This window comes from Micrococcus sp. CH7, from assembly GCF_001595485.1.
Lineage (GTDB): Bacteria > Actinomycetota > Actinomycetes > Actinomycetales > Micrococcaceae > Micrococcus > Micrococcus luteus.
The window spans coordinates 117,290-137,909 of the sequence record NZ_LOSQ01000027.1 but is presented as its reverse complement, the minus strand read 5'-3'; the positions used below and the strand labels follow the sequence as shown (position 1 = coordinate 137,909).

The following is a 20,620-nucleotide window of genomic DNA, read 5'->3' as shown; positions in this document are numbered from 1 at the left end:
CGTCCGAGGGGCGAAGACACGGAGCCGCGGGCCATGCCGTGGGCCCCTTCTGCGGTACGGAGCACGGGTCACCGTTTGGTATCGTTGGAGGCGAACACTTCGACGGCGCCCATCTGCCGCCATCCGTGTCTCGCATCGCACCGGTACCCCCGCAATGTCGCGGCGCCCGCCTGTGGTCCGGGGACGAGGCTGCGGTCCCGTCGACTGCATCACTTCGGAGAGGAACCGCGTGCTGACCCTCGTGCTGGCCAACGCATCATTCGTGCCCCCCACCATCTCTGATGGTCACCTCCCGGAGATCTTCCCCTGGGGTGCGGAGTACGGCACCGGCTTCGGCAAGCAGATGCTGCTCGTCCTGCTCTCCGTGGTGCTCATCACCGCCTTCTTCGCGTGGGCCATGCGCCGTCCCCGGCTCGTGCCCGGCAAGGCCCAGTGGCTCGCCGAGTCCGGCTACTCCTTCGTCCGGAACGACATCGCGAAGGACATCCTGGGCGAGAAGAACTTCAAGCAGTGGGTCCCGCTGCTCTTCGCCATCTTCTTCTTCGTGCTGCTGAACAACCTGTTCGGCGCCATCCCGGTGCTGCAGCTGCCGACCTTCTCCCACGCGGGCGCCGCCTACGGCCTGGCCCTCATCGTCTACGCGATCTGGATCGGCGTCGGCATCAAGCGCCACGGCGTGCGCTACCTGAAGCTGGCCGTCGTGCCCTCCGGTGTGCCCGGCTGGATCCTGCCGCTGCTCGTGCCGCTGGAGATCATCTCCAACTTCATCGTGCGCCCCCTGACCCACTCCCTGCGTCTGATGGCCACCATGCTCTCCGGCCACATGATCGTGATGCTCGCCGGCGCCGGCGCCGCCTACCTGATCACGCAGACCGGCAGCCTGGCCCTGCAGGGCACCGGCATCCTGGTCATCCTCGGCTCGGTGGCCCTGTACTTCCTCGAGCTGCTGATCATGTACCTGCAGGCCTTCGTCTTCACGCTGCTGACCGCGATCTACATCCAGGGCGCGATCGACGCGAACGACCACTGATCTTCCGGGGCCGCCTCGGGCACGACCCAGGCGGCCGCGGTACGGCGGGAGAGCCCGCCACCAGTCTTCCCGGCCCTCCGCAGGAGGACCACCCGGGAGGCCGACCCTCCACAACCCGGCCGGACACCTCGGCCTCGTGAAAGGAACACCATGGAACTGCACGGTTCGCTCAACATGATCGGCTACGGCCTCGCCGCCATCGGCTCCGCCATCGGCGTGGGCCTGATCTTCGCCGCCTACATCAACGGCGTCGCCCGTCAGCCGGAGGCCCAGCGCATCCTGCAGCCGATCGCCCTCCTGGGCTTCGCGCTCGCCGAGGCCCTCGCCATCCTGGGCCTCGTCTTCGCCTTCGTCATCGGCGCCTGACGCGCCGCGTCCACGGAGCGCCCGCACGGTGAGACCGTCGGTGCTCCCTCTCCACAGGACTCTTGACCGAAGGATGGTTGAAACATGATCAGCAACGGACTGATCCTCGCGGCGGCTGAGGGGGCCAACCCCCTGATCCCCAACCCGTGGGAGATCCTCGTCGTCGTGGTGGGCTTCGCCCTGCTCATGTTCATCGTCATCAAGTTCATCGTCCCGACCCTCGAGAAGTCCTACCAGGACCGTGTCGAGGCGATCGAGGGCGGTCTGGCCAAGGCTGAGAAGGCCCAGGCCGAGGCGAACGCGATGATGGCGGACTACGAGTCGCAGCTGGCGGACGCCCGCACCGAGGCGAACCGCATCCGCGAGGATGCCCGCACCGAGGCCGCCGAGATCGTGGCCGAGGCGCGCGAGCGCGCGACCGCCGAGGCGACGCGCATCTCCGAGCAGGCGCAGGCGCAGATCGCCGCCGAGCGTCAGCAGGCCGCCGCGCAGCTCAAGGGCGAGGTCGGCTCGCTGGCCACGACCCTGGCCGGCAAGATCGTGGGCGAGTCCCTCGAGGACGACGCCCGCTCGCAGCGCGTGGTCGACCGCTTCCTGGCTGACCTGGACCGTCACCAGAGCGCAGGTGTCGCCGAATGATGACGGGCGCATCGAGGGACTCCCTGGCCGCCTCCCTGGAGGCCGTCGGTCCGGTGCTGGACGAGGGCGGCGTGGCCCTGGCACGCGAGCTGTTCGGCGCGCTGGACGTGGTGGACGAGCACGGCGCCCTGCGCCGCGCCCTGACCGACCCCGCCTGGACCACCGAGCGCCGTCACGGCCTCGTCGACTCGCTGTTCGGCGCCCGGGTGACCCCCGGTGCACTGCAGGTCCTCAAGGACCTGGCCGGCCGCCGCTGGTCGGCGGAGCGCGATCTCGGGGACGCCCTCGAGACGGTGGCCGCGCACGCGGCCGCCGCGGAGGCCGCACGCGGCGGACACGCGGGCCTGGCCGCCCTCTCGGGCGAGCTGCTGGCCTTCAACCGCACGGTGGAGGACTCGCACGAGGTGCAGCGGGCGCTCACCGATCAGCACGCACCCCTCGAGGCGCGGGCCGCTCTGGCCGGTCGTCTCCTGGGCGAGTCGGCCAGCCCGGCCGGCCGACTGCTGGTCGAGCGCGCCGTCGCGGCTCCGCGCGGCCTGAAGCCGTCCGCCGCCATCCGCAAGGCCGCGGACGTCGTCGCCGAGCGGCAGCGCCAGTGGATCGCCGAGGTGACCGTGGCCCGGCCGCTCGAGGCCGAGCAGCAGGAGCGGCTGGCCCTGGGCCTGCGCCGCGCCTTCGGCCGCGATCTCGTCATGGACGTGACGGTGGACCCCCACGTGGTGGGCGGCATCCGCGTCCAGGTCGGCGACGACGTCGTCGACGGGTCCATGGCCTCGCGCCTCCACGACCTCCAGCGGCGGATGGCCGGCTGAGGCCGGCTCCCGCCCGCATCCGGAACACCCACGAACGTAAGCATCATCGTCACGTCGATGATCACCAAGCACAGAGAGCAGGGACTGCAGATGGCCGAATTGACCATCAACGCTGACGATGTCCGCAATGCCTTGAACGATTTCGCGGCATCGTACGAACCGTCGGGCACCGATCGCACCGAGGTCGGCCGTGTCATCTCCGCGGCGGACGGCATCGCTCGTGTGGAGGGTCTGCCCTCCGTCATGGCGAACGAGCTGCTGCGCTTCGAGAACGGCATCCAGGGCCTGGCCCAGAACCTCGACACCCGCGAGATCGGTGTCGTCGTCCTCGGCGAGTTCCAGGAGATCCGCGAGGGCATGGAGGTGCAGCGCACCGGCGAGATCCTCTCCGTCCCGGTGGGCGACGCCTTCCTGGGCCGCGTGGTGGACCCGCTGGGCCAGCCCATCGACGACCTGGGCCCGATCGAGGCCGAGGGCCGCCGTGCCCTCGAGCTGCAGGCGCCGACCGTGACCGAGCGCAAGTCGGTCCACGAGCCGCTGCAGACCGGCATGAAGGCCATCGACGCCATGATCCCGATCGGCCGTGGCCAGCGTCAGCTGATCATCGGTGACCGCCAGACCGGCAAGACCGCGATCGCCGTCGACACGATCCTCAACCAGAAGGCCAACTGGGAGTCGGGCGACGTCGAGAAGCAGGTCCGCTGCGTCTACGTGGCCGTGGGCCAGAAGGCCTCCACCATCGCCGGCGTCCGCGCCACGCTGGAGGAGCACGGCGCCCTGGAGTACACCACCATCGTGGCCTCCCCGGCGTCCGACCCGGCCGGCTTCAAGTACCTCGCCCCCTACGCCGGCTCGGCCATCGGCCAGCACTGGATGTACGGCGGCAAGCACGTGCTGATCATCTTCGACGACCTGTCGAAGCAGGCCGAGGCCTACCGTGCCGTCTCCCTGCTGCTGCGCCGCCCGCCGGGCCGCGAGGCCTACCCGGGCGACGTCTTCTACCTGCACTCCCGGCTCCTCGAGCGCTGCGCCAAGCTCTCGGACGAGATGGGCGCGGGCTCCATGACCGGCCTGCCGATCATCGAGACCAAGGCGAACGACGTGTCGGCCTACATCCCGACCAACGTCATCTCCATCACCGACGGCCAGATCTTCCTGCAGTCGGACCTGTTCAACGCCAACCAGCGTCCCGCCGTGGACGTGGGCATCTCGGTGTCCCGCGTGGGCGGCGCCGCCCAGGTCAAGGCCATGAAGAAGGTCTCCGGCACGCTGAAGCTGGACCTGGCGCAGTACCGCGACCAGCAGGCGTTCTCCATGTTCGCCTCGGACCTGGACCCGGCCACCCGCCGCCAGCTCGCCCGCGGTGAGCGCCTCATGGAGCTGCTCAAGCAGCCGCAGTACTCGCCCTACCCGGTCGAGGAGCAGGTCGTGTCCATCTGGGCCGGCTCCAAGGGCCACCTCGATGAGGTGCCGGTGCAGGACGTGCTGCGCTTCGAGCGCGAGTTCATCGACCACCTGCGTCGCCACACCTCCGTCCTGACCGACATCGCCTCCACCGGCAAGCTCGAGGACGGCACCGTGTCCGCGCTCGAGTCGGCCGTCGCCGAGTTCTCCAAGGGCTTCCAGTCCTCCGAGGACGGCGGCGTGCAGGCCGGCCACGAGGAGCACCGCGCGATCGAGCAGGACCAGGTCGCGCAGGAGCAGATCACCAAGCAGAAGCGCTGACCGCCGGTCGGTGAGGGAGCGGTCCGGCGTCGGACCCCACGGGGACGACGCCGGGCCGCCCTCCCGCCAGGGAAAGGACCACCATGGGAGCCCAGATCCGGGTCTACCGTCAGAAGATCGCGTCGACGTCGTCGATGAAGAAGATCTTCAAGGCGATGGAGCTGATCGCCACGTCCCGCATCACCAAGGCACGTGAGCGCGTCAGCGCGTCGCTGCCCTACGCGAACGCGATCACCCGCGCCGTCTCGGCCGTGTCGAGCCAGCACGACATCGATCATGTCCTCACCACGGAGCCCGAGAACCCGACCCGGGCGGCCGTGCTCATCATGTCCTCGGATCGCGGCCTCGCCGGCGCGTACTCCGCGAACGTGCTGCGCAAGGCCGAGCAGCTCCTCACCCGCCTCGGCGAGGAGGGCAAGGACGTGGACGTGTACGTCGTCGGCCGCAAGGCGCAGACGTACTTCGACTTCCGCGGCCGCGACTACAAGCAGCTGTGGACCGGCCAGACGGACGCCCCCGTCGCCGAGCGCGCCTCCGAGATCGGCGAGGTGCTCGTGGACGCGTTCCTCACGGACACGGCAGACGGCGGCGTGGACGAGATCCACGTCGTGTTCACCGAGTTCGTCTCGCTCGTGAAGCAGAACCCCCACGTGGTGCGCCTGCTGCCCCTCGAGGTCGTCGAGGAGGAGGCCGCCACCGCCGAGGAGGTGCTGCCGCTCTACGAGTACGAGCCGGACGCGGAGGAGGTCCTCGACGCGCTGCTGCCCAAGTACATCGAGTCGCGCATCTTCAACGCGATGCTGCAGTCGGCGGCCTCGGAGCTCGCCAACCGTCAGCGCGCCATGAAGTCGGCGGGCGACAACGCCACGAGCCTCATCAAGGACTACACGCTCCTGATGAACAACGCCCGTCAGGCCGAGATCACCCAGGAGCTCACCGAGCTCATCGCGGGCGCGGACGCGCTCAACAACTCCTGAGCCCGTTCGGGACTCACCAGACTCGCCATCCACACACGATAGAAGTGAGAGAGATGACTGCCACCATCACTGACCAGGGCACCGGGACCCCCACCGGCGGTGCCACCGGACGCGTGTCCCGCGTCATCGGCCCCGTGATCGACGCCGAGTTCCCGGCCAACGCGATGCCGGAGATCTACAACGCGCTGACCACTGAGATCGACCTCAACGGCCAGCGCCGCACGGTCACCTTCGAGGTCGCCCAGCACCTCGGCGACAACATGGTCCGTGCCATCTCCCTGCAGTCCACCGACGGCCTGGTGCGCGGCACCGACGTCGTGGACACCGGCGCCCCCATCTCGGTGCCGGTCGGCGACGCCGTGAAGGGCCACATCTTCAACGTGCTCGGCGAGACCCTGGACATGCCGTCCTCGCAGCTGCAGGCCGAGGACCGCTGGCCGATCCACCGCCCGGCGCCGAACTTCGCCTCCCTCGAGGGCTCCACCGAGATGCTGGAGACCGGCATCAAGGTCATCGACCTGCTGACCCCCTACATCAAGGGCGGCAAGATCGGCCTGTTCGGCGGCGCCGGCGTGGGCAAGACCGTGCTCATCCAGGAGATGATCACCCGTGTGGCCCGCAACTTCGGCGGCACCTCCGTGTTCGCCGGCGTCGGCGAGCGTACCCGTGAGGGCAACGACCTCTGGGTCGAGATGGACGAGGCGGACGTCCTGAAGGACACCGCCCTCGTGTTCGGCCAGATGGACGAGCCGCCGGGCACGCGTCTGCGCGTGGCCCTGTCCGCGCTGACCATGGCGGAGTACTTCCGCGATGTGCAGAACCAGGACGTGCTGCTGTTCATCGACAACATCTTCCGCTTCTCGCAGGCCGGTTCCGAGGTCTCCACGCTGCTGGGCCGCATGCCCTCCGCCGTGGGCTACCAGCCGAACCTGGCGGACGAGATGGGTGTGCTCCAGGAGCGCATCACCTCGACCCGCGGCCACTCCATCACCTCGATGCAGGCCGTGTACGTCCCCGCGGACGACTACACCGACCCGGCCCCGGCCAACGTGTTCGCGCACCTGGACGCGACCACCAACCTGACCCGTGACCTCGCGTCCCGTGGCCTGTACCCGGCCGTGGACCCGCTGGCCTCGACCTCGCGCATCCTCGACCCGCAGTACGTGGGCCAGGACCACTACGACGTGGCCATCCGCGTGAAGCAGATCCTGCAGAAGAACAAGGAGCTGCAGGACATCATCGCGATCCTCGGTGTGGACGAGCTCTCCGAGGAGGACAAGATCACCGTGGGCCGCGCCCGCAAGATCGAGCAGTTCCTCTCGCAGAACACCTACACCGCCAAGCAGTTCACCGGCGTCGAGGGCTCCACCGTGCCGGTCAAGGACACCGTCGAGGGCTTCAAGGCCATCGCCGACGGCGACCTGGACCACGTCGCGGAGCAGGCCTTCTACAACGTGGGCGGCCTGGACGACGTCGAGCGCGAGTGGGCCAAGATCCAGGCCGAGGGCTGATCGATCATGGCTGAGCTCAACGTCGAGATCGTCTCCGAGGAGCGGTCCATCTGGTCGGGCGCCGCGTCGGCCGTGTCGGCGCGCACCGTCAACGGTGAGATCGGCATCCTCCCGGGCCACACCCCGATGCTCGCCGTCCTCGGCGACGGCGAGGTCGTGGTGCGGACCACGGACGGCGGCACCGTCACCGCGCAGGCCCGCGGCGGCTTCTTCTCCGTGGACCACGACCGTGTCGTGATCGCCGCGACGTCCGCCCGGCTGGGCGACGCCGCGGCGGCCTGACGCGGCGCGGCAGGACCTGACGGTGGAGGGCCCGGTGCTCATCGCCTCGGCGACCGTGGTGGCAGTCATCGTGCTGTCGGCACTCGCCCTGGTGATGCGGCGCCGGGCCCTCGCCCGTGTCACGGCCGCCTTCCCTGCGGTCCTGGAGCGGGAGGGCCCGGGGCGTGAGCGTGTGATCGGCGTGTACGACGAGTCCCGCCTGCGCCTCACCGGGGGCTGGCGCCTCTCGCGAGAGCGCTGGAGCGCGGACCGGAGCCGCCTGCAGATCGACCGCCTCCCGGCGGACGAGGCCGGCCGGGCCGTCCTGGAGCTGAGCGCCGGCACACGTCCGGTGCGCGTCGTCGTCGACCCCGACGACGCCGGCGCCCTGCGCGCCTGGAGCGAGGCGGGGCCGTCCGCGGCGTCGTCCTTCTGGCGCCGCTGAGCCCGCCCGGCGCCTCAGAACAGGCGGGACTCGGCGTCGTCCACGCCGCGCATCGCGTCGTAGTCGAGGGTGACGCAGCGGATGCCGCGGTCCTCGGCGAGGGTGCGGGCCTGGGGCTTGATCTGCTGGGCCGCGAACACGCCGCGCACGGGCGCCAGGAGCGGGTCCCGGTTCATCAGCTCGAGGTAGCGGGTGAGCTGCTCGACCCCGTCGATGTCCCCACGGCGCTTGAGCTCGACCGCCACGGTGCCGCCGTCGGCGTCGCGGGCCAGGATGTCCACGGGGCCGATCGCCGTCATGTACTCGCGGCGCACGAGGGTGTGGCCGTCGCCGAGCAGGCTGATCTGCTCGGCCAGCAGACGCTGCAGATCCGCCTCCACGCCGTCCTTGACGAGGCCGGGGTCCACGCCGAGCTCGTGGGAGTCGTCCGCCAGGACCTCCTCGATGAGCACGACGAGCCGGTCGTCGGACTTCTTGGCCTGCACGCGCCAGACCTGCGTCACCCCCTGGTCGGCCTGATCGGGGGAGGGCTCCTCCACGTGCAGGGTCGCGGGCGGCGACATCCAGTTGAGGGGCTTGTAGGAACCGCCGTCGGAGTGCACCAGCACCGAGCCGTCCGCCTTCACCATGAGCAGGCGGGTGGCGGTGGGCAGGTGGGCGTTCAGGCGGCCCTCATAGGTCACGGAGCAGCGGGCAATGACGAGTCGCACCGGTCCATCCTAGGCGGACCGCGCCCACCCGCTCGTGTGCCAGCATGGAGGCATGCCCCGTTCGAACCGCCCCCGCCGCTCGTCCGCGCCTCGGCGGAGTGAGCGCGGGGCCTCCGGCGCCTCCCGGCGGTCCCGGCCGTCGCCGGGGCGCGCCGACCCGCTCGAGGAGCTCCTCGGCCTGGACGCGGGCTACTCGCGCCAGTCCGGGTCCGACGGCGGCTGGCACGTCCGGCAGATCCCCGCGTGGCGCGCGGTGAAGGACTACACGTGCCCTGGCTGCGGTCGGGTGATCCGGCAGGGCCAGGCGCACCTCGTGGCCTGGCGCGCGGACTGGATCATGGGGGACGAGGACGCGGGGGCGGACCGGCGGCACTGGCACCCGGTGTGCTGGCGCACCCGCCCGGGCCGCTGACCGCGACGGTCCGGGCCGCGCCGCCGTCGTGGGCCTACCGGGCGTCCTGACGGGGGATGAAGACCTCGCGGACCAGCAGCAGCAGCGCGGCGGCGAGCGGGATCGCCATGAGGGCGCCGAGGACGCCCAGCAGCGCGCCTCCGGCGATCACCGCGATCACGGCCACGGCCGCCGGCACGGACACCGCGCGCGCCATGACGCGCGGCGAGATGACGTAGGCCTCGATCTGCAGGTAGACGAAGTAGATGGCCGCGAACACGGCGGCGGTCTGCCACGAGGTCAGCAGGCTCACGAGGGTCAGCAGCGTGCCGCCGATCGCGGCGCCCACCAGCGGGATGAACGCCATGAAGGCGGCGATCGCGGCGAGCAGGACGGCGAAGGGGGCGCCGGCGATGGCCAGCGCCGTGAACGCCACCGCGCCGTTGAGGGCGGCCACGAAGGACTGGCCCATCACGTAGTGGCCGACCGAGGAGGTGATCTGCTCGGACAGCGCCTCGATGCGGGGCCGGCGCGAGCGCGGTGCGAGCCGGTAGGCCCAGTACTTGATGTGCGGCAGGGAGGAGAGGAAGTACAGCGTCAGCACGACCACCACGAGCACCGAGAAGACGGCGTTCAGCACGGTCTGGCCGAAGCCGAGGAGCCCGCCGAACAGGTCGGTGACGGCGACGCCGTCGGCGGCGAGGCGCTCGGTCTGGGCGCGGACGGCCTCCTGGAGGTGGAACTCCTCGTCGAGCTGCACGAACCACTCGGCGGTCATCACCCCGTCGATGATGGCCGGCAGGTCCTGGACCAGCTGCGTGGACTGCTCGATCACCGTGGGGACGAGGAGGGTGACGAACGCCCCGGCCACGGCGGCCAGGCCGAGCGCGGCCGTGAGCACGCCGACCCAGCGGGGCGCGCCCCAGGACTCGACCCGGCGCACCAGCGGATCCAGGCCCAGGGCGATGAACAGGGCCGCGGCGATCCACACGATGAGCTGTCCGTTCGTGCGCAGCACCGAGACGACGCCGATGGCCAGGGCCACGCCGACCGCGAGCAGGAAGCCGGTCAGCACGGGGGACTCGACGGCCACGGCCGCGACCGCCGGATCCTCGGCGCCGTCGACGGGGACCGACTCGGGGTCCACCCGGTCCTCCTCGAGGAAGGGTCGGCGCCGCCGCAGGACGGAGCCCAGGCGGGGCAGTCGACGACGCCCGGCGGGCGTCGGCCCGTGCGACGGCGGCGCGGCGGCCACCCCGACCGGCTCCACGGGCATGCCGGCCAGGGACGGCTGCTCCGCGCCCTCGGGCTCGGCCGGGCCACGGACGTCGGCGACGCCGGCGACGTCCGGGCCGGATGCGGTCTCCTTCTCCTCCACGCGCTCAGCGTACGTCAGGGCCCCGGCCTGACCGCGCCGCGCCCGGGAGGCTACCGTGGGGCGCAGTGACAACGCCCCTCGCCCCGGCGACGGGGCGGACCCGGACCGGAAGGATCGTGACCGACGTGACCGCCCAGCCCCCCTCCGACGCCCCGTCCCACCTGCGCGGCGCCGTCGACCTGTCCTCGCTCGGCACCCCGGCCCCGGCCGGGCGCACCGCGCCGGGGGCCGACGCCGGCGCCGGCGGCGGCTCGTGGGTGATCGCGGACGCCGACCAGGGTCTGCTGCAGCAGCTGGTCCAGCTCTCCGCCCAGGTGCCGGTGCTGCTGCACCTGCATGTGCCCGGGGACGCGGCGAGCGAGGCGCTCTACCGGCAGTTCGCGGACGCGGTCGACGCCCAGGCGGGACGGCTCGTGCTCGCGCGTCTGGACGTGGCGAAGGAGCCCGCCGTGCTGCAGGCGCTGGGCCTGGGGGCCGGCCCCGCGGTCATGGCCGTGGTGGCGGGGCAGCCGGTGCCGCTGGTCAATCAGGAGGTGCCGGAGGAGACGCTGCGCCAGCTCATGGGGGAGATCCTCGAGGTGGCCCGTCAGAACGGCGTCGCCGGCACCGTGCCCCCCGTCGCTCCGGCGCGCCAGGACGCCGACGCCGCGGCTGCGGAGGCCCCGCCCGTGCCGCCGCTGCACCGGGCCGCCCACGAGGCCCTCGCCGCCGACGACCTGCCCGGGGCCGTCTCGGCGTGGGAGGCGGCGCTGGCCGACAGCCCCGCGGACGCCGTGGCCCAGCAGGGCCTGTCCGCGGCCCGCCTCATGCTGCGCACCCGTGACGCCGACGCCTCAGCGGTGCGCGCGGCCGCCGCGGACGGCCCGGACGACGTCGCCGCCCAGCTCGCCGTCGCCGACCTGGACGTGCTCGGTGGCCACGTGGAGGACGCCTTCGCCCGACTCGTGCGGTTCATCGCCCTCCACCCCGGCGACGACCGGGAGACGGCGCGCGCCCACCTCGTGGACCTCTACACCGTGGTGGGCACGGACGATCCCCGTGTGCCGGCCTCGCGGCGTCGGCTGGCCGCAGCGCTGTTCTGAGGGACCCACAGTTCATCCCTGAGGAGGACGCCGTGTCCGCCTGACGGTGGGTAACGTCCCAGGCATGACTCCGCATGCGCCCGAGCCTGCCCCCGCCCACCTGGCGGCCGCCGCCCGTCGTCGCGCGGTGGACGCCCCCGATCCGGACCTCGCCCTCGTCACGCGCGGGCTGACCCAGCGGTTCGGGGACAAGCTGGCGCTGGACGCGCTGGACCTGGACGTCCCGGCCGGATCGTTCTTCGGGGTGGTTGGGCCCAACGGGGCGGGCAAGACCACGGCCCTGTCGATGGCCACCGGGCTGCTGCGCCCGGACCGCGGCCGCGCCTGGATCCACGGCGTCGACGTGTGGGAGCAGCCCCTCGAGGCCAAGCGACGGGTCGGCGTGCTCGCCGACGGCGTGCGTACCTTCGACCGCCTCACGGGCGCGCAGCTCGTGACCTACGCCGGGCTGCTGCACGGGCTCGACGCGGACACCGTGGCCGAGCGGACCGCGGACCTGCTGCGGGTGATGGACCTGGAGGACGCCGGCCGCAAGCTCGTGGCCGACTACTCCGCCGGCATGACCAAGAAGGTGTCCCTGGCGGCCGCCATGGTCCACGCCCCGGACCTGCTCGTCCTGGACGAGCCGTTCGAGGCCGTGGACCCGGTCTCCGCCGCGAACATCCGGGACATCCTGCACTCGTACGTGGAGCGGGGCGGCACCGTGATCGTCTCGAGCCACGTGATGGACCTCGTCCAGCGCATGTGCACCCACGTCGCCGTGATCGCGGCCGGGACCCTGCGGGCCGCCGGCACGCTCGAGGAGGTCCGGGACGGGCGCGACCTCGAGGACCGCTTCGTGGACCTCGTCGGCGGCCGCCACGGCTCGGAGGGGCTGGCATGGCTCTGACGCTCGTCCGACTGCGCTGGACGCTGACCCTGAACCAGTGGCGCCGGTCCCCGTTCACCCTGGTGATGAGCGTGCTCGGCGCGCTGTACGTGCTCGGCATGGCCGCCGTGGCGGTGACGCTGCTCGTCACGGGCCTGCCCGCCCTGCCGGACGAGGCCCGCGGCGCCACGACCGTGCTGGCCGCCGCCGTCGTGGTGCTCGCCTGGCTCGTCATCCCGCCGTTCGTCACGGGCGTCGACGCCACGCTCGACCCGCACAGCTTCGTGCTCTTCCCCGTCCCGGCCCGCACCCTCATCGCCGGGCTGGTCCTGAGCGCCTTCACGACGCCGGTCGGGCTCGCCACGCTGGCCGTGCTGGTGGGCCTGGGGGCCAGCTGGTGGGACCGGCCGGCCGCGCTGGCGGTGGGCCTGGTCGGGGGCGCGCTCACCGCGGTGACCGCCGTGGCGATCGGCTCCGGTCTCGCCGGCCTCCTGGCCGCCTACGCGAGCCGGCGTCGGGTGCGGGACGTCGTCTCCGTCCTGCTGTTCATCCCGCTCATGCTCGGCGGCCTCGCCCTCTCGCGGGCCATCGCGTCGTTCGAGGACTTCCTGGCGATCGCGCCCCAGATCGCCCGCGGCGCGGCGTGGACCCCGTTCGGGGCGGGCCCCGCCGCGGCGTGGGCGGCTGCCGAGGGCCGCGGCGCCGCCGTCGCGCTCCACCTCGCGGTGGCGGCCGCCTGGTGCCTGGCCGCCCTGGCCCTGTGGCACCTGGCCGTGCGCTGCACCGTGGAGCCGGTGGCCGTGGGCGGCGGTCGGTCCCGCCGCGTCGCCGCGGGAGCGGACCCGACGCCGCTGCGCTGGCTGGGCCGACCGGCCACGGGCCCGCGCACCGCGATCGCGGCCCGCGCCCAGCGCTACTGGCTGGCCGACCCGCGGTACGCGGCCGGGCTCATCATCATCCCGCTCATGGCCGTCCTGCTGTGGTTCACCGGGGGCATGGCCGGGGAGGGGGGTCCCGGACTGGGCCTGCTGCTGGTCCTCGGGCCGATCACCGCCTGGTCTCTGGCCTACTCGATCTCCGCGGACATCGCCTACGACCACACGGCGTTCCACCTGCACGTCGTCTCGGGCGTGCGGGGCGTGGACGACCGCTGGGGCCGGGTCCTGGGCCTGGCGGGCTGGGGCGTGCCGATGATCCTGCTCGTGACGACGGCGACGGTGGCGGCGGCGGGGGACTGGTCCCTGCTGGCGCCGATGCTGGGCCTGGCCCTCGGCCTGTTCGGGACGACCGCCGGGCTGTCCGCGTTCGTCTCCGCCCGTTTCGTGTACCCCGTGCCGAAGCCGGGAGACAGCCCGTTCAAGACGCCGCAGGGCGCGGCCATGCGCACGATGCTCGTCCAGGGCGCCGCGATGCTGGTCAGCCTGGCGCTCGCGGTGCCGTTCCTGGTGCCCTTCATCGTCCGGCTCGTCACCGGGGCCGCCGTGTGGGGCTGGGTGACGGTGGCCCTCGGGCTCGTGTGGGGCGCCGTCGCGCTGTGGCTGGGCGTGCGCCTGGGGGCGCGCTGGTACGACCGCGCGCAGGCCGAGACCTACCAGGCCGTGGCCGCCTTCTGAGGGGCGCGGCTAGACTGGCCCGTATGAGTGTGACCGGCGAACCCGACCTGAACGACCCCTTCGCGCCCGCCGGCGGCGGCACGTCCGTCCTCGAGCGCGAGGAGCTGCGGCAGGAGATCGAGCCGGGCGACCACGAGCGCTTCGCCCACTACGTCCGCAAGGAGAAGATCACGGAGTCCGCTGTCACCGGTGCCCCCGTGATCGCCCTGTGCGGCAAGGTGTGGGTGCCGGGCCGGGACCCGAACAAGTTCCCCGTGTGCCCCACGTGCAAGGAGATCTACGAGGGCCTGCGCGAGCCGCAGGACGGCGGCGACGGCGACGGCGGCGGCAAGCGCGGTGGCTGGTTCGGAGGCCGCGGCCGTGGCTGACGGCCGCTCCCTGACGAGCGGCACCCCGGACGGCAGCGTCCAGCACGACCTGTTCCACATCGGCGAGGACCTTCCCCCCGCCATGCCCGAGCGCGCGGCGTGGGGGACGGCCCCCAAGCTGCGCCAGTGGCAGCAGGAGGCGCTGGAGCGCTACCTCCAGACCGCCCCGCAGGACTTCCTGGCGGTCGCGACCCCCGGCGCGGGCAAGACGACGTTCGCGCTGCGCGTGGCCAAGATCCTCCTGGACTCCGGCGTCGTGCAACGGCTGACCGTCGTCGCGCCCACGGACCACCTCAAGCGCCAGTGGGCGGACAACGCCGCGCGCGTCGGCATCGCCATCGACCCGAACTTCAAGAACGCCGACGGGCGGCACGGCGCCGAGTACCGCGGGGTGGCGCTGACGTACGCCCAGGTGGCGAACAAGCCCGTCCTGCACCGCAACCGCACCGAGGCCGCCAAGACGCTGGTGATCCTGGACGAGATCCACCACGGCGGCGACGCCCTGAGCTGGGGCGAGGGCATCCGTGAGGCGTTCGAGCCGGCCACGCGGCGGCTGTCCCTGACCGGCACGCCCTTCCGCTCGGATACCGCCTCCATCCCCTTCGTCCGCTACGAGCTCGGCCAGGACGGCATCGAGCGCTCCAAGGCCGACTACACGTACGGCTACGGGCCGGCGCTGCGCGACCACGTGGTCCGCCCCGTGATCTTCATGGCCTACTCGGGCCAGATGCGCTGGAAGACCTCCACCGGCGAGGTCATGGAGGCCCAGCTCGGCGAGGCCGCCACGAAGGACATCACCGCCTCCGCCTGGCGGACCGCGCTGGACCCGGCGGGAGAGTGGATCCCCTCGGTGCTGCGCGCTGCGGACCGCCGGCTCACCGAGGTGCGCCGCAACGTCCCCGACGCCGGCGGTCTCGTGATCGCCACGGACCACCAGGACGCGCGCGCGTACGCCGCGCAGCTCGAGGCGCTGACCGGCCAGCGGCCGGCCGTGATCCTCTCGGACGACAAGGGCGCCTCGGATCGCATCGAGGAGTTCGCCGCGTCGGACGAGCGGTGGATGGTGGCGGTGCGCATGGTGTCCGAGGGCGTGGACGTGCCCCGCCTGTGCGTGGGCGTGTACGCCACGTCCACGTCCACGCCCCTGTTCTTCGCCCAGGCCGTGGGCCGCTTCGTGCGCTCCCGCCGGCGTGGGGAGACCGCCTCGGTGTTCCTGCCGTCCGTGCCCGCGCTCATGCTGCTGGCCAACGAGATGGAGCTCGAGCGGGACCACGCGCTGGACCGCAAGGAGGGCGCCGTCGAGGTCGAGGACCTCGAGGACGCCCCCGAGGAGGACCTCATCGCGGAGGCCAACCGGGCCGAGAGCGGCTCGGACGCGCTGACGCGGGAGAAGTTCGAGGCCCTCGAGTCCCGGGCGAGCTTCGACAAGGTGCTCTTCGACGGCGGCGAGTTCGGCCTCGGCGGCGCCGTCGGCTCGGAGGAGGAGCAGGACTTCCTCGGCATCCCGGGCCTGCTGGACGCCGAGCAGGTCTCCGCCCTGCTGCGGCAGCGGCAGGCCGAGCAGATCCAGCGCCGGCCGCGTGCGCAGGCGGCCGAGCCCGCCGACGTCGTGGACCACCGGCGGATGAAGGAGCTGCGCTCCGAGCTGTCCAAGACGGTGTCCGCCTGGGCGGCCCGTTCCGGCCAGCCGCACGGGGTGATCCACAACCGCCTGCGGGAGATCTCCGGCGGCCCCGCCGTGGCCCAGGCCTCCCGCGAGCAGCTGGAGAAGCGGCTGAGCACCCTGCGCGGGTGGTTCGTCGGCCGGACCTGAGGTCCGCCGGGAGCGCGGGGGCGCCCGCGGGCCGAGGTTCGCCTCCCCTGGCTGGCACCCGGCACGGGGACGGGCTGGAATGGGGGCACGATGTCAGGAGTCGCCATGCCCGTGTCCGCCCCGTCCCCGTCGTCGTCGCGCCCCGCCGTCCTCGGCTTCGCCGCGCGGTACCCGTGGGTGCTCGCGACGCTGGTCGTCGTCGCCCTCACCCTCGGCCTGCACCTGGCGGGGGCGGAGGATCCGGCGCGCTGGATCGCCTCGGCGTATGCCCTGGTGGTGGCCGCGTGGACCTCGGTGGGCATGGTCAGGGACCTGATGCGCGGGCACTGGGGTGTGGACATCCTCGCCGTCACCGCGATCGTCGCCACCGTGCTGGTGGGGGAGCACCTCGCCGCCGTGCTCGTCTGCCTGATGCTCACCGGTGGGGAGGCCCTCGAGGACTACGCGGCCGGCCGCGCTCGGCGGGATCTGTCCGCCCTGCTGGACCGCGCCCCGCAGCGCGCGCATCGCCTGGGCCCGGACGGCTCCGTGGAGGACGTGCCGGTGGAGGAGGTGCGTGCCGGCGACCGGCTCCTGGTGCGTCCCGCCGAGGTGCTTCCCGTGGACGGCACCGTGGCTTCCGCCGAGGACGGCGGGGAGGTCGCCGTGGACCTGGACGAGTCCTCCCTGACCGGCGAGTCCCTGCCCGTCACGCACCGCACCGGCTCGGCCGTGATGTCCGGCGCGCTCAACGGCACCCGCGCCTTCGTGCTCGAGGCGACCGCCTCCGCGGCCGACTCGCAGTACGCGGCCATCGTCTCCCTCGTGCAGCAGGCGGCCGAGTCCCGCGCCCCCATGGTGCGCCTGGCCGACCGCTACGCCGTGCCGTTCACCGCCGTCGCCTACCTGATCGCCGGCCTGGCCTGGTGGCTGTCCCAGGACCCGGTCCGCTTCGCCGAGGTGCTCGTGGTGGCCACGCCGTGTCCGCTGCTCATCGCCGCTCCGGTGGCCTTCCTCGGCGGCATGTCCCGCGCCGCCACGTCCGGGGTGATCGTGAAGTCGGGTGGGACCATCGAGGCCCTCGGCTCCGTGCAGACCGTGGGCTTCGACAAGACCGGCACCCTCACCGCCGGCCGCCCCGAGCTGGTCGGCGTGCGCCCGGCCGCCGGCTTCGCCCAGGACGAGCTGCTGCGCCTGGCCGCCTCCGCCGAGCAGTACTCCGTGCACGTGCTCGCCGACGCCATCCGCGCGGCGGCCGAGGAGCGCGGGCTGTCCCTGGCGACCGCGCAGGATGCCACGGAGGAGGCCACCCACGGGGTCGTGGCGGTGCTCGAGGGTCGGCGCGTCGTCGTCGGCAAGCGCGCCTACGTCACGCAGGCCGCCCCGGACACCGTCACCGCCGACCTCGCCCCCGGTCAGTCCGCCGTCTACGTGGCCGTGGACGGCGCCTTCGCCGGCGTCCTGCTGCTGGCCGACCGCATCCGCCCCGAGTCCGCCGCCACCGTGCAGGCGCTCCACCGCCTCGGCGCACGACAGGTCCTCATGCTCACCGGCGACGCCGAGGCCACCGGACGGCACATCGCCAGGGAGGCGGGCATCGACGAGGTCCACGCGGACCTGCTGCCCGCGGACAAGGTCCGCCTGCTCTCCGAGCGCCCGGAGCGCCCGGTGATGATGGTCGGCGACGGCGTCAACGACGTCCCCGTGCTCGCCGCCGCGGACGTGGGCGTGGCCATGGGCGCCCGCGGCTCGACCGCCGCCTCCGAGTCCGCCGACGTGGTGGTGCTCGCCGACGACGTCTCCAAGGTCGCCGTCGCCGTGGCCGCCGGCCAGCGCACCCTGCAGGTGGCCACGCAGTCGATCTGGGTCGGCATCGCGCTCTCCCTGGTCCTGATGGTCATCGCCGCCACGGGCGCCATCCCGGCTCTGGTCGGCGCGCTGTTCCAGGAGCTCGTGGACGTCGTGGCCATCGTCAACGCGCTGCGCGCCATGAAGCCCGGCCCGCACGAGGCCGAGCGGCTCGGCGATCTCGCCGCCGCCCCCGCCCGGGGGGAGCGGCAGGCCGTGTCGGCCTGAGCGCCGGGCTCAGCCGTCCCGGGACTGGAAGCGCACGAAGGCGCGCAGCTCGTCACCCTCCACGTCACGGGACTCGCGGAATCCATGGGCCTCGTAGAAGGCGCGCTGGCGCTCCTCGGTGTCCGTGAGCAGCACGTGCTGACGCACCTGGCCGAACCGGGCGAAAACGCGGCGCAGCAGCTCGGAGGCGATGCCGCGGCGCTGGTGCCCCGGATCCACGAGGATGTCCTGCAGGTAGGCGATGGTGTGGCCGTCGGAGACCACGCGGGCCAGACCGACCAGACGGCCGCCGTCGGCGGCGGGGATCACCCCGGAGAGGTAGCGGATGCCGTCCCGGTCTGCGGCGATGGGGGAGTCGGTCATGGCTGCTCTCCTCGTCTGCGTCGGGCACCGGCTCCGGCACGCCCGCCGGGGCCGCGTGCCTCCATCATGCCGCATCGAGTGACATTCGTCACTGTCTCGGCGTGCGGCGCCTCAGAGGCGACGCCGGTGCCGCTCGGGGCCGAACCCGCTCACGAGGTCGCCAGGATGGCCCCGGCGGCCTCCATCTCGTGGAGCGCGGCCTGGGCGGCCGCCTCGTCGACGCCGGCCACCAGGTCGGTCAGCACGGTGACCTCGTAGCCGGCGTCGAGGGCGTCGAGCACGGTGGCGCGCACGCAGTGGTCCGTGGCGATGCCCACCACGGTGATCGCGTCCACGCCCTGCTCACGGAGCCACTCGTCGAGGCCGGGGGCGCCGGACTCGACGGCGGCCGCGGCCACGGCGGTGGCCCCGTACGGGCCGACGGTCCCGGAGGGGCGCTCGCCCGCGGCCCCGGTCGGGACGGCGTCGGGCTCGCCGAGGGCGCCGTCGAAGCCGGAGTAGGCGTCCGTGTGCAGGCCCTTGAGGAACTCGGCGTCGAGGTGCTCGGCGTCCAGGTCGGGATGCAGCTCGGCGCCGGCGGTGCCGGCCACGCAGTGCACCGGCCAGGTGGTGCGGAAATCCGGCTCGGCGCCGGTGGCCGCGGCGAAGTGCGTGCCCGGGTCGACGTGCCAGTCGCGCGTGGCTGCCACGGACGCGTAGGCGTCCGCGTGCTCGGCCAGGTGCTCGCTGACCCCGGCCGCGACGGCGGCGCCGCCGGTCACGCCGAGGGCGCCGCCCTCGCAGAAGTCGTTCTGCACGTCCACGATCACCAGGGCGCGGTTCAGGTTCTCCATGGGTCAGTCCTCCAGGAAGATGGTCGGGATGGCGGGGTCGCCCGGCTGCAGGCGGCCCACCGAGGCGGGCAGCTCGCGCAGGGAGGCGGCGTGCCGCTCGGCGGCGCGGGTGACGGCCTCGGGGCCGGTCCAGCCCTCGGCCAGCTCGCCGGCGTGCACGAAACGGTGCAGCAGGGGACGGTCGTCGGCGTCGGGCGCGGCGCCGCGGTTGACGCCGATCACCTCGGCGGTGGCCCGGCCCCGCGGGTCGCGGCGGCGCGCGGCCTCCTTGCGGCCGCCCCGGCTGGCCTTGCCGGAACTGGCCTTGGCCACGTCCACCCACGTGCCGTCGTCGTCCTGGCGGGCCACGAGCTTGTAGACCATGGAGGCGGTGGGCGCGCCGGACCCGGTGACCAGGCGCGTGCCCACGCCGTACGAGCTGACGGGGGCGGAGCGCAGGGCGGCGATCGCGTACTCGTCCAGGTCCGAGGTGACCATGATCCCGGTCTCGGTGTTGCCCAGCTCGTCGAGCAGCTCGCGCACGCGGTGGGCCTGGATCACGAGGTCGCCGGAGTCGACCCGGACGTTCCGCAGGGCCGGGCCGGCAACCTCGACCGCGGTGCGCACGCCCTGCTCCACGTCATACGTGTCCACGAGGAGGGTGGTGTCCGCCCCGAGCGCGGCGACCTGGGCCTCGAAGGCGGCGCGCTCCGAGTCGTGCAGCAGGGTGAAGGAGTGGGCGGCGGTGCCGACGGTCGGGATGCCGTACCGGCGGCCCGCCTCGAGGTTCGAGGTGGCGGTGAAGCCCGCGATGGCCGCGGCGCGGGCGGCGGCCACGGCAGACTCCTCGTGCGTGCGGCGCGAGCCCATCTCGGCGCACGGGCGGCCGTCCGCGACGGCCGTCATGCGGGAGGCTGCGGAGGCCACGGCGGAGTCGTAGTTGTAGATGGAGAGCAGGTAGGTCTCCAGGATGCACGCCTCGGCGAACGTCGACTCCACCTGCAGGAGGGGGGAGTGCGGGAAGTAGGCCTCGCCCTCGGCGTAGCCCACGATGTCACCCGTGAACTCGTAGTCGGCGAGCCAGGCCAGCGTGGCGTCGTCGAGGGCGGTGGTGTCCGCGAGGAAGTCGAGCTCGGGCGTGTCGAACCGGAAGCGGGACAGGCCCTCCAGCGCGCGGCCCACGCCGGCCACCACGCCGTAGCGGCGGCCGCTGGGCAGGCGTCGGGTGAACAGCTCGAAGCGGGAGCGGCGGTGCGCGGTGCCGGCCTTCAGCGCGGCCTGGAGCATGGTCAGCTCGTAGTGGTCGGTCATCAGCGCCGTGGGGATCTGCCAGTCGTCGGCGGTCCGCGGGGCGCTGGGCACGGGGTTCTGGCTCACGCCCCCACCCTAGTGGACCGTGGC

The 20,620-nt window shown here is 73.0% G+C and carries 21 protein-coding genes; 16 read left to right on the top strand and 5 right to left on the bottom strand.

Annotation, left to right across the window (positions count from 1 at the left end; translation table 11 throughout):
• Window positions 1–229 precede the first annotated feature (229 nt).
• The 9 genes from atpB to AUV08_RS07640 all read left to right on the top strand — a co-directional run bounded on the left by atpB (window position 230) and on the right by AUV08_RS07640 (window position 7,766).
• Window positions 230–1,030, top strand: a complete 801-nt coding sequence (atpB, locus tag AUV08_RS07680) for a F0F1 ATP synthase subunit A (RefSeq protein WP_002857266.1) — start codon at window positions 230–232, stop codon at window positions 1,028–1,030.
• Between the two features lie 150 nt (window positions 1,031–1,180).
• Complete coding sequence (locus tag AUV08_RS07675) at window positions 1,181–1,396, top strand: ATP synthase subunit C (protein ID WP_002857264.1); 216 nt, start codon at window positions 1,181–1,183, stop codon at window positions 1,394–1,396.
• A gap of 84 nt (window positions 1,397–1,480) precedes the next feature.
• Entirely contained in the window at window positions 1,481–2,035 is a 555-nt protein-coding gene (locus AUV08_RS07670; RefSeq protein WP_002857262.1) for a F0F1 ATP synthase subunit B, read from the top strand.
• The gene (locus AUV08_RS07665; protein ID WP_036335014.1) at window positions 2,035–2,847 is read left to right on the top strand and encodes a F0F1 ATP synthase subunit delta; all 813 of its coding nucleotides are present in this window, start codon (window positions 2,035–2,037) and stop codon (window positions 2,845–2,847) included. Before AUV08_RS07670 ends, AUV08_RS07665 begins: the two co-directional genes overlap by 1 nt.
• A gap of 90 nt (window positions 2,848–2,937) precedes the next feature.
• Window positions 2,938–4,572, top strand: a complete 1,635-nt coding sequence (gene atpA, locus AUV08_RS07660; protein WP_036334989.1) for a F0F1 ATP synthase subunit alpha — start codon at window positions 2,938–2,940, stop codon at window positions 4,570–4,572.
• A gap of 83 nt (window positions 4,573–4,655) precedes the next feature.
• Window positions 4,656–5,549, top strand: a complete 894-nt coding sequence (locus AUV08_RS07655) for a F0F1 ATP synthase subunit gamma (protein ID WP_049161482.1) — start codon at window positions 4,656–4,658, stop codon at window positions 5,547–5,549.
• 53 nt (window positions 5,550–5,602) lie between these two features.
• On the top strand, window positions 5,603–7,060 hold the full coding sequence (atpD, locus tag AUV08_RS07650; protein WP_002857256.1) for a F0F1 ATP synthase subunit beta: 1,458 nt from the start codon (window positions 5,603–5,605) through the stop codon (window positions 7,058–7,060).
• 6 nt (window positions 7,061–7,066) lie between these two features.
• Entirely contained in the window at window positions 7,067–7,342 is a 276-nt protein-coding gene (locus AUV08_RS07645) for a F0F1 ATP synthase subunit epsilon (RefSeq protein ID WP_036313044.1), read from the top strand.
• A 34-nt stretch (window positions 7,343–7,376) separates the two neighbouring features.
• Window positions 7,377–7,766 (top strand): DUF2550 family protein, encoded by a 390-nt coding sequence (locus AUV08_RS07640; RefSeq protein WP_230259842.1) that lies wholly within the window; start codon window positions 7,377–7,379, stop codon window positions 7,764–7,766.
• A 14-nt stretch (window positions 7,767–7,780) separates the two neighbouring features.
• Here the strand turns inward: AUV08_RS07640 and nucS are convergent, their stop codons facing one another.
• A complete protein-coding gene (gene nucS, locus AUV08_RS07635) occupies window positions 7,781–8,476 on the bottom strand; it encodes an endonuclease NucS (protein ID WP_061867881.1) in 696 nt (231 codons plus the stop codon).
• Window positions 8,477–8,528: 52 nt separating this feature from the next.
• Here nucS and AUV08_RS07630 point away from each other — a divergent pair, with 52 nt between their 5' ends.
• Complete coding sequence (locus AUV08_RS07630; RefSeq protein ID WP_049161478.1) at window positions 8,529–8,888, top strand: hypothetical protein; 360 nt, start codon at window positions 8,529–8,531, stop codon at window positions 8,886–8,888.
• Between the two features lie 34 nt (window positions 8,889–8,922).
• Here AUV08_RS07630 and AUV08_RS07625 read toward each other — a convergent pair whose 3' ends face one another.
• Window positions 8,923–10,245 (bottom strand): AI-2E family transporter, encoded by a 1,323-nt coding sequence (locus AUV08_RS07625; protein ID WP_061867880.1) that lies wholly within the window; start codon window positions 10,243–10,245, stop codon window positions 8,923–8,925.
• 125 nt (window positions 10,246–10,370) lie between these two features.
• On the opposite strand from AUV08_RS07625, the gene AUV08_RS07620 reads away from it, so the two are divergent.
• From AUV08_RS07620 to AUV08_RS07595, 6 genes are all read left to right on the top strand, one after another.
• Window positions 10,371–11,327 (top strand): co-chaperone YbbN, encoded by a 957-nt coding sequence (locus tag AUV08_RS07620; RefSeq protein ID WP_231862133.1) that lies wholly within the window; start codon window positions 10,371–10,373, stop codon window positions 11,325–11,327.
• Between the two features lie 64 nt (window positions 11,328–11,391).
• Window positions 11,392–12,216, top strand: a complete 825-nt coding sequence (locus tag AUV08_RS07615) for an ABC transporter ATP-binding protein (RefSeq protein ID WP_061867878.1) — start codon at window positions 11,392–11,394, stop codon at window positions 12,214–12,216.
• Complete coding sequence (locus tag AUV08_RS07610) at window positions 12,207–13,808, top strand: hypothetical protein (protein ID WP_061867877.1); 1,602 nt, start codon at window positions 12,207–12,209, stop codon at window positions 13,806–13,808. Before AUV08_RS07615 ends, AUV08_RS07610 begins: the two co-directional genes overlap by 10 nt.
• A gap of 23 nt (window positions 13,809–13,831) precedes the next feature.
• Entirely contained in the window at window positions 13,832–14,176 is a 345-nt protein-coding gene (locus AUV08_RS07605) for a DUF3039 domain-containing protein (protein WP_010079007.1), read from the top strand.
• Complete coding sequence (locus AUV08_RS07600; RefSeq protein ID WP_080695844.1) at window positions 14,169–15,989, top strand: DEAD/DEAH box helicase; 1,821 nt, start codon at window positions 14,169–14,171, stop codon at window positions 15,987–15,989. Before AUV08_RS07605 ends, AUV08_RS07600 begins: the two co-directional genes overlap by 8 nt.
• Before the next feature lie 105 nt (window positions 15,990–16,094).
• Window positions 16,095–18,044: a heavy metal translocating P-type ATPase gene (locus AUV08_RS07595; RefSeq protein ID WP_036313024.1), complete on the top strand. Its 1,950-nt coding sequence runs from the start codon at window positions 16,095–16,097 to the stop codon at window positions 18,042–18,044.
• Window positions 18,045–18,053: 9 nt separating this feature from the next.
• On the opposite strand, the gene AUV08_RS07590 is transcribed toward AUV08_RS07595, so the two are convergent.
• From AUV08_RS07590 to AUV08_RS07580, 3 genes are all read right to left on the bottom strand, one after another.
• Window positions 18,054–18,407: a GNAT family N-acetyltransferase gene (locus AUV08_RS07590; protein ID WP_036313021.1), complete on the bottom strand. Its 354-nt coding sequence runs from the start codon at window positions 18,405–18,407 to the stop codon at window positions 18,054–18,056.
• A 149-nt stretch (window positions 18,408–18,556) separates the two neighbouring features.
• A complete protein-coding gene (locus AUV08_RS07585; protein WP_036313018.1) occupies window positions 18,557–19,240 on the bottom strand; it encodes an isochorismatase family protein in 684 nt (227 codons plus the stop codon).
• Between the two features lie 3 nt (window positions 19,241–19,243).
• Window positions 19,244–20,596 carry a nicotinate phosphoribosyltransferase gene (locus AUV08_RS07580; RefSeq protein WP_036313014.1) on the bottom strand — a complete coding sequence of 451 codons (1,353 nt, stop codon included), beginning with the start codon at window positions 20,594–20,596 and terminating at the stop codon, window positions 19,244–19,246.
• Between the last annotated feature and the right edge of the window lie 24 nt (window positions 20,597–20,620).

Bases quoted from the DNA above. Each gene is read 5' to 3' on its own strand.
- AUV08_RS07675 (WP_002857264.1), top strand. From the start codon at position 1,181: ATGGAACTGCACGGTTCGCTCAACATGATCGGCTACGGCCTCGCCGCC.
- AUV08_RS07670 (WP_002857262.1), top strand. From the start codon at position 1,481: ATGATCAGCAACGGACTGATCCTCGCGGCGGCTGAGGGGGCCAACCCC.
- AUV08_RS07665 (WP_036335014.1), top strand. From the start codon at position 2,035: ATGACGGGCGCATCGAGGGACTCCCTGGCCGCCTCCCTGGAGGCCGTC.
- atpA (WP_036334989.1), top strand. From the start codon at position 2,938: ATGGCCGAATTGACCATCAACGCTGACGATGTCCGCAATGCCTTGAAC.
- AUV08_RS07655 (WP_049161482.1), top strand. From the start codon at position 4,656: ATGGGAGCCCAGATCCGGGTCTACCGTCAGAAGATCGCGTCGACGTCG.
- atpD (WP_002857256.1), top strand. From the start codon at position 5,603: ATGACTGCCACCATCACTGACCAGGGCACCGGGACCCCCACCGGCGGT.
- AUV08_RS07645 (WP_036313044.1), top strand. From the start codon at position 7,067: ATGGCTGAGCTCAACGTCGAGATCGTCTCCGAGGAGCGGTCCATCTGG.
- AUV08_RS07630 (WP_049161478.1), top strand. From the start codon at position 8,529: ATGCCCCGTTCGAACCGCCCCCGCCGCTCGTCCGCGCCTCGGCGGAGT.
- AUV08_RS07615 (WP_061867878.1), top strand. From the start codon at position 11,392: ATGACTCCGCATGCGCCCGAGCCTGCCCCCGCCCACCTGGCGGCCGCC.
- AUV08_RS07610 (WP_061867877.1), top strand. From the start codon at position 12,207: ATGGCTCTGACGCTCGTCCGACTGCGCTGGACGCTGACCCTGAACCAG.
- AUV08_RS07605 (WP_010079007.1), top strand. From the start codon at position 13,832: ATGAGTGTGACCGGCGAACCCGACCTGAACGACCCCTTCGCGCCCGCC.
- AUV08_RS07595 (WP_036313024.1), top strand. From the start codon at position 16,095: ATGCCCGTGTCCGCCCCGTCCCCGTCGTCGTCGCGCCCCGCCGTCCTC.
- AUV08_RS07590 (WP_036313021.1), bottom strand. From the start codon at position 18,407: ATGACCGACTCCCCCATCGCCGCAGACCGGGACGGCATCCGCTACCTC.
- AUV08_RS07585 (WP_036313018.1), bottom strand. From the start codon at position 19,240: ATGGAGAACCTGAACCGCGCCCTGGTGATCGTGGACGTGCAGAACGAC.